Source organism: Streptomyces sp. NPDC111520, assembly GCF_055635295.1.
Genome location: NZ_JBVKBW010000047.1, coordinates 1 through 5,845 on the forward strand (window position 1 = coordinate 1; position 5,845 = coordinate 5,845).

At 64.3% G+C, this 5,845-nt stretch carries 7 protein-coding genes and 1 pseudogene; 3 read left to right on the top strand and 5 right to left on the bottom strand.

Annotation, left to right across the window (positions count from 1 at the left end):
- The first annotated feature begins 141 nt into the window (after positions 1 to 141).
- The gene (locus ACZ7MY_RS42910; protein ID WP_499611806.1) at positions 142 to 720 is read left to right on the top strand and encodes a site-specific integrase; all 579 of its coding nucleotides are present in this window, start codon (positions 142 to 144) and stop codon (positions 718 to 720) included.
- Between the two features lie 171 nt (positions 721 to 891).
- Here the strand turns inward: ACZ7MY_RS42910 and ACZ7MY_RS42915 are convergent, their stop codons facing one another.
- The 5 genes and pseudogenes from ACZ7MY_RS42915 to ACZ7MY_RS42935 all read right to left on the bottom strand — a co-directional run bounded on the left by ACZ7MY_RS42915 (position 892) and on the right by ACZ7MY_RS42935 (position 3,673).
- Positions 892 to 1,488: a hypothetical protein gene (locus ACZ7MY_RS42915; protein WP_499611809.1), complete on the bottom strand. Its 597-nt coding sequence runs from the start codon at positions 1,486 to 1,488 to the stop codon at positions 892 to 894.
- Positions 1,489 to 1,716: 228 nt separating this feature from the next.
- Positions 1,717 to 2,112 (bottom strand): hypothetical protein, encoded by a 396-nt coding sequence (locus ACZ7MY_RS42920; protein WP_499611812.1) that lies wholly within the window; start codon positions 2,110 to 2,112, stop codon positions 1,717 to 1,719.
- A 432-nt stretch (positions 2,113 to 2,544) separates the two neighbouring features.
- Positions 2,545 to 2,646 (bottom strand): annotated as a pseudogene (locus tag ACZ7MY_RS42925) (integrase); the annotation flags it as partial.
- Entirely contained in the window at positions 2,634 to 3,017 is a 384-nt protein-coding gene (locus ACZ7MY_RS42930; protein WP_499611814.1) for an HD domain-containing protein, read from the bottom strand. The gene ACZ7MY_RS42930 and the pseudogene ACZ7MY_RS42925, both read right to left, overlap by 13 nt.
- A gap of 125 nt (positions 3,018 to 3,142) precedes the next feature.
- Positions 3,143 to 3,673: a hypothetical protein gene (locus tag ACZ7MY_RS42935; RefSeq protein ID WP_499611817.1), complete on the bottom strand. Its 531-nt coding sequence runs from the start codon at positions 3,671 to 3,673 to the stop codon at positions 3,143 to 3,145.
- A gap of 541 nt (positions 3,674 to 4,214) precedes the next feature.
- Here ACZ7MY_RS42935 and ACZ7MY_RS42940 point away from each other — a divergent pair.
- Together ACZ7MY_RS42940 and ACZ7MY_RS42945 are read left to right on the top strand one after the other, a co-directional pair.
- Positions 4,215 to 4,598 carry a hypothetical protein gene (locus tag ACZ7MY_RS42940; protein ID WP_499611819.1) on the top strand — a complete coding sequence of 128 codons (384 nt, stop codon included), beginning with the start codon at positions 4,215 to 4,217 and terminating at the stop codon, positions 4,596 to 4,598.
- Between the two features lie 511 nt (positions 4,599 to 5,109).
- A complete protein-coding gene (locus ACZ7MY_RS42945; protein ID WP_499611822.1) occupies positions 5,110 to 5,283 on the top strand; it encodes a hypothetical protein in 174 nt (57 codons plus the stop codon).
- Positions 5,284 to 5,845 lie beyond the last annotated feature (562 nt).

A 5,845-nucleotide genomic window follows, 5' to 3' on the forward strand; every position in this document is an offset into this window, starting at 1 on the left:
TACGAACGCTCAGCCGACCACTTCCTGGCCTTCACCAGCATTGCCTGCACCCTCATCTGCTATCGCAGACTCACCAAATGAGACGACTTCTAAAGGCTCCAATTGCACAGGTCATGATGACGTCTGTCGCAGAGTGACCCCATGCTGAGCGGCGATCGTGATCCGTTAGGAGATGTCGTGATTGAGCCTGATCTCACCGCGGCTGCTGCCCTCCCCGATGCCCTGCGTGTTGTATTGGCGGCGGTCTCGCCGACGATCCCTGGCTATCGCGGTGCCGCCCTGCTCCTGCTCGGTCACACCTGTGATGCCACGGTGCGCGAACTCGTCTCACTTGACATCGCCGACGTGACCGCGGCACGCGAAAGCCTAGCGCTGAAGATCCGCCGCCAGGATGGGGAGCGAGACGACCTGATTTCATTGTCGCGGTACCGCATTGACCCCACGAACTGTGCGATAGCAGCAACTCACAGACTGCTCTACAGCTTGCGCGCAGCAGGCCGCACTGACGGACCGCTGTTCGTGCGGACCGACGGATACGCGTGGGTGGCAAAGAGCACGACGCACGACAAGCGCCCTACGTACGACCTGACCGGTCGACTCTCGCCCGGTGCCGCCGCGAACATCGTCATCCGTAGTAGCCGGGCAGCCCGCATCGAGTTCAACTGTGACTGGACCAAGGACAGTCTGCGCCTGTGCTTCGCCACCGCCACTGGTCCGTGAGGTTCTGCTGAGTGTCTAACTGCGCTACAACGGCCGCGCACTGAGACGCACAACCACGGATGTTCACGGGCGGTCCACCCAGGTCACGACCGGTTCGGCCGCAGGTCAGCCAGTCGCTCCCATTGCTTCGGGACGAAGGGGCCAACGTGCCTACAGTCCGCCACTGGGCGGTCAGCTGCTCGGCATGGCTGGCTCAGGGGCGTGGACTTCCAGGACGGTTGCGGCGCCGGCCACCGTTGAGTCTTCGTGCATGGTGATCTGCTGTCCGACCTTGACATGCTGCCACTGGGAAGGAACGAGGGGCACGAGGCGAACAGCGGCTCGTCCGCCGGGTGCCAACGTGGGTGCATTCTCAACCCAGAGCCGGGCGATGTTGACTGCCTGCGCACCGCTGGGCGATCGATTTCCGATGTCCCACATAGGCCGGAGGACGCCAGGACCTGAGATGGGCGTCTGGCGTCGCGCTGAGGCGGCTGGGAGAAGTGTCAAGTCTGCCCGGATCACGCCGTTACGGATCTCGGAGCATCGCCAGTGGCACCAGACCGCGCTCCGTTCGAGGTGCATCTGTTCAGCAGCCTCGGCGAGCGTCTCCCAGAACCTCAAGGGAAGCGGGTGGCCGTCCCCCAGTTCTTCCAGAAGGCCGAGGGCGACTTCCCACTCATCATGGACGAGGTAGTCCCAGACATCGCTGAGTGTGATGTCGTTCTCGGTTGCAGCCGCTTCCAGGACCAGAAGGGAGGCTGCTTCCAGCAGCTCGGGGACGTCCATCTACTCATGGTCACCGATCAGCGCTCTACCGGAGCACTCTGACATCAGCAGTTGACATCAACGTGATCGGACAGCGACACACCGGGGCGGCCGGAACAGCACCGCGAACTTCACGTGAGGATGCGTATCGGCAGGCCATTGAAGGCCGTGCCCGAACTTACAAGTCACGGCTCAGCAAGAGTGCTGGCCATGAGGCCAGCTATCGGCAGTGTCGGGATGCGGACGTGCTCAGTCATAGATGTGTTGAGGCGGTACCCGGCGCGGCAGCGGCAGACACCATTCGCCCAGTTGCGCGACGAGGATCCGGCGGGCCAGAATTCGTACCTCATCCCAGGGCGCATCTGCAGTTACTGCGTCCGCCCACAAGCCAGCGCGACCGCGGACATCCATGTCATCGAAGAACCGGTCGATGGTCTTGAGGTCCTGGAGGGCCTCCCGTTGGAGAGTTCCCCGCTCCGCCATTCCCTCCGCCAGATGCAGGATGAATTCGACGTCATCGGCGAGGGCGGCAGTCCTCACTTGGTGCTTGCTGGACCAGGTCAGCTGATCAGCGGGATCAGCAGCAAGGATGGCCAGCAACCTCGCTATCCAGCGTTGCCAGTAGTCCTTGTCGTCGAGGCTCATGGGAGCAGGGTCGCACTGCGCCCTTTCCCTGTCCAGCCTGCGCAGGTTCATCCGTACTTGTAAGAGCACACCAACCAGTACCCCGACAGACAGGCTGAAGAAGGGCACCACGCAGGTCTCGGCTCCCATCCCAGCCCAAACCGGACGGGGTGCGCTTCTTGTCGAGGGCCGGGGACGAGTATTGGCGTGCCACAACCGTGCCATATTGAGCGGACAGCCACGGTCAACGAAGGCTCGTGGCAGTCGCGATGACTGGCTGAGCTGGGGAGTCTCCAAAGCCGCTCTGACCTGCACACCCTCGACAACCCTGACCACCAGGCTTACAAGGCAGATGTCGGCGGTTCGAAACCGTCCACGCCCACCAGTGAGAAGACCCCCAGCCGGTCATGGCTGGGGGTCTTCGACATCCGGATCCGACATCAACGGCCACGCTCACTCACGGCCGGGACGCCTCCGCAGCAGCCGGTCCATGTGGCTGACGGCCTCACGCTGGGTGTCCTGCACGACGTGCGTATAGACGTTCATCGTGACGGCGCGAGCAACGGAGAGTCCTCCCGCTCATACGCAGCCAGCTCCGCCGACAACCCGCGCTGCTCCGCTTCATAGACGGCCCCGGAGTGATGGGCGACCAGGCGTACGAGCCGATCGGGGGCGCCCAGAGCTTCGAGGCGCCGTGCGCCATCGATCGGGTGAAAGCCGGTGTCTCGCAGCTCCGGGGCGTAGCCGATGTCATGGAGCCAGGCGGCAGCCACGAGGAGATCACGCTCATCCGCCGGCACAGCCGTGGACACTTCACGGGCACGCGCTGCAACGGCCTGCGTATGCAGCCAGCGGTTCCCGAGCGGCGGCAACAACGACTCGGCCAACTCGGCCGCTCCCTGGGGTGTGTCGAGCTCAGAAGGCATGGACCGCACGGTAGCCGAGCACCTTGGACACCCGACAGTCCTGGAGCTTCGCGAGTCGATCAAGTAATGGATTCGCCGTCCGGTGTGGCTGATTCCCAATGACCGTTGTCAAGCATCGAGGGTGCTTACTGGGTCGCTGACGTCCTGCCGGTAGCACGCCGCAACCGTGCCCACAGAGAGGTCGACAAGGTGACGCCCGAGACTTGACCAGGAGAGCTGGCATCCTGTGGGGTGGCTATTTGCTCTGCTCGGACATCGTGAGCGTCTCCGCGGAATGCGATGGCGGCCTCCCCGATCCCAACTACCTCCAACAGGGTGTCCAGGGCCTTGTCGGCTTGCTCGTGCGGCTCGGTGAGCCAGACATACGAGACGCCGAGCGGATTGCCGTCGTGCTTGCTGATCGCGAAGCTGAAGCCTTTCAGCCCGAACAGAACGACGTCGAGATCGTCCAGCCCGTCCCAGGACCGTTCCACGTGCAGGCGTAGCCGCTGGGCCACGGACTGCACCGGCAACTTCAACACCCCGATCATCTCGAAGAGCGGGGCGCAGTGGGCCCAGACGCTGTACTGGTAGGCGGGGTTCTTGCCGGTGTAATAGGGCAGTTGCGTAGCCGGCTGCCAGTCGGGGTCAGGCCCCGGGACCTCTATCTCTGTCACAGCAACTCCTCCCACCAGCCTCCAGCCAACTGGTGATCAATCTACCTTCACCGGGCCAGACATGCCCTAGACGATCATGAAGCGATCGCTGCGCGGTAAGACTTTCTCTACTTCATCAAGACACCCGGCGTCGCTCACGCTCCGCCGGGCGCGCGGCCGACGTCCAGCCGCGCCCACGCTCCAGTCTTCGCCCCGCTCGGCACGGCCGTCCGCCGCCGCGCGCCCACATAGGTAGGCACAGGGGCATGAGGTCAGAACCGCGGTGGCTGGGGCGGCCGGCGCTCCGAGGCTTTACGCAGCCACCATGGGGCGAGCCTCGAAGATCGGGGCCCACATCGAGCTATTGCGGGCAGGCAAGGAGCCAGCCCGATTCGCGGCCAGCGTACGGGCCCCGATCTCTCGCCCCATGGCGGCTCCAGCCCAAAGCCTCGACGCGCCGCCCGCGCGGTACGGTGCGAGCTGCCGATCACGGGAGGGGCGGATGACTGACCGTCTGCAGCTTGAGTGGGACGTCTACGACAGGTAGTAGTGCCTGATGCCTATGATCCATTCGACCGACCCCGACTTCGGCGTGTTTCAGATCAGCTTCGATACGTTGCTCGCGATCCAGATGGATGCGGAGGAGCGAGGCTGGGCAACTCGGTGGTCCTCGGTACATGCACTCCGCAGCCAGGTCAGGGAAGACGCTGTAGTCCTCCAGTCGCTGATGCGTGAGGAGCGAGGAGGGGTCGTGCGGGCATACCGATGTCTCGTGCTGTTCTCGACCGCGGATGACCGGAATGCTGGCGGTATTGCCACGATCGATCTTGATCCGGCGAGGTTTGCATCGCTCGAGCGAATCGATCGAGACCCGGATGCGCGGAGGGCGCTCGTGCGGATGTTCTCCCTTGCACTGGGCGGGATTTCGATGGTCTCGAAGAAGTAGCGGACCCTGCCGGATGTGGCACGGCTGTGCCTTCGTCCCAAAGCGGTGGCCGTCGGTAGCGCTGTACAGCAACGAAGTACGCAACCTCCGCGCCCGCGGCTGACCTCCATCGGCCCCGAGCAACCGGCCGACGTGCCCAAGCAGACCCCAGCAACCGTCGTGCCCATAGTTCGCGTCGAGGGGATCGCGCGTGCCACAGCCGTGCCAGGTGAGGCGGTGCCCAGCGGGGAGCCACGGGGAACAGCGGTGGAGGGGTCGCTTTGCTGCAGGTCAGCGTCCGCCAAGGTGAGGCAGGGTCCGCAGCCTCAGTCTTCCAAACTGGTGCTCCAGCGGGGGCAGGGGGTTCAGTAGGGAGCGCAGGGTGCGAAGCAATAGGCCAGGGGATCACTGCCCGGTTTGCGGGTTCGACCTTGGGTACGCGCCCTGGGGCGGGAGCGGGGACGTCGCGACCTTCGACATCTGTGGGTGCTGTGGGATCGAGTTTGGGTACGAGGACGCAACAGACGCGGGCGTGATCAAGGCCCGCAACGACTGGATCGCCCAGGGGTACCCCTGGAAGGGCGACGTTAAGGACAAACCGGCCGACTGGGATCCGGAGGGGCAGCTGCGCGAGTCGCTGCCGGTCACGTGGCCCATGGGTGACCATGGCGCCAAATCCGCGCAGGATCCGAAGTCGTCCCACTGAGTGTCTAACTGCGCTACAACGGCCCCGCACCAGGGCGCACAACCACGGACGCTCGCGGACGGTCCGCGCAGGTCACGAGCGGTTCGGCCGCAGGTCACAAGGTCGTGCGCATTGCTTCGGGACGAAGAGGCCGCTCCGTTAAGGTGCTCGACATGGCCAGCGACCTTCCCACCTGCCCCGAGTGCGGACAGCTCACGAAGTCTGGCGGCTTGGTGCTCTCCCAGCGGGAGGACGATGGTCAGCGTGTCTGTCGGTTGCTATGGAAGTGCACTAAGCAGCACGTCTGGTGGGGGTGGGCCGACCGGACGGACGAGCCATTGGAGATGTGCCCGGTGCCGCAGCTGTTCCGCTGACATCCAACGATGACATCAACGGTCACGAACAGCCCCGGATCAGGTCGGCTGCTGGGAACCCGATTCCACCGGCGGCCATGTGGTTTCCGCAGCTGCCCCGGGATCCGGATCGAACTCCTAAGAAGTCATCTCAATTGGCTGGTTCGGTAGTCTGCGGGCGTGGGGATCGTTGAGCGGCTGGTACCGGATGAGTTGTGGGCCTTGTTCCA

Bases quoted from the DNA above. Each gene is read 5' to 3' on its own strand.
- ACZ7MY_RS42910 (WP_499611806.1), top strand. From the start codon at position 142: ATGCTGAGCGGCGATCGTGATCCGTTAGGAGATGTCGTGATTGAGCCT.
- ACZ7MY_RS42915 (WP_499611809.1), bottom strand. From the start codon at position 1,488: ATGGACGTCCCCGAGCTGCTGGAAGCAGCCTCCCTTCTGGTCCTGGAA.
- ACZ7MY_RS42920 (WP_499611812.1), bottom strand. From the start codon at position 2,112: ATGAGCCTCGACGACAAGGACTACTGGCAACGCTGGATAGCGAGGTTG.
- ACZ7MY_RS42930 (WP_499611814.1), bottom strand. From the start codon at position 3,017: ATGCCTTCTGAGCTCGACACACCCCAGGGAGCGGCCGAGTTGGCCGAG.
- ACZ7MY_RS42940 (WP_499611819.1), top strand. From the start codon at position 4,215: ATGATCCATTCGACCGACCCCGACTTCGGCGTGTTTCAGATCAGCTTC.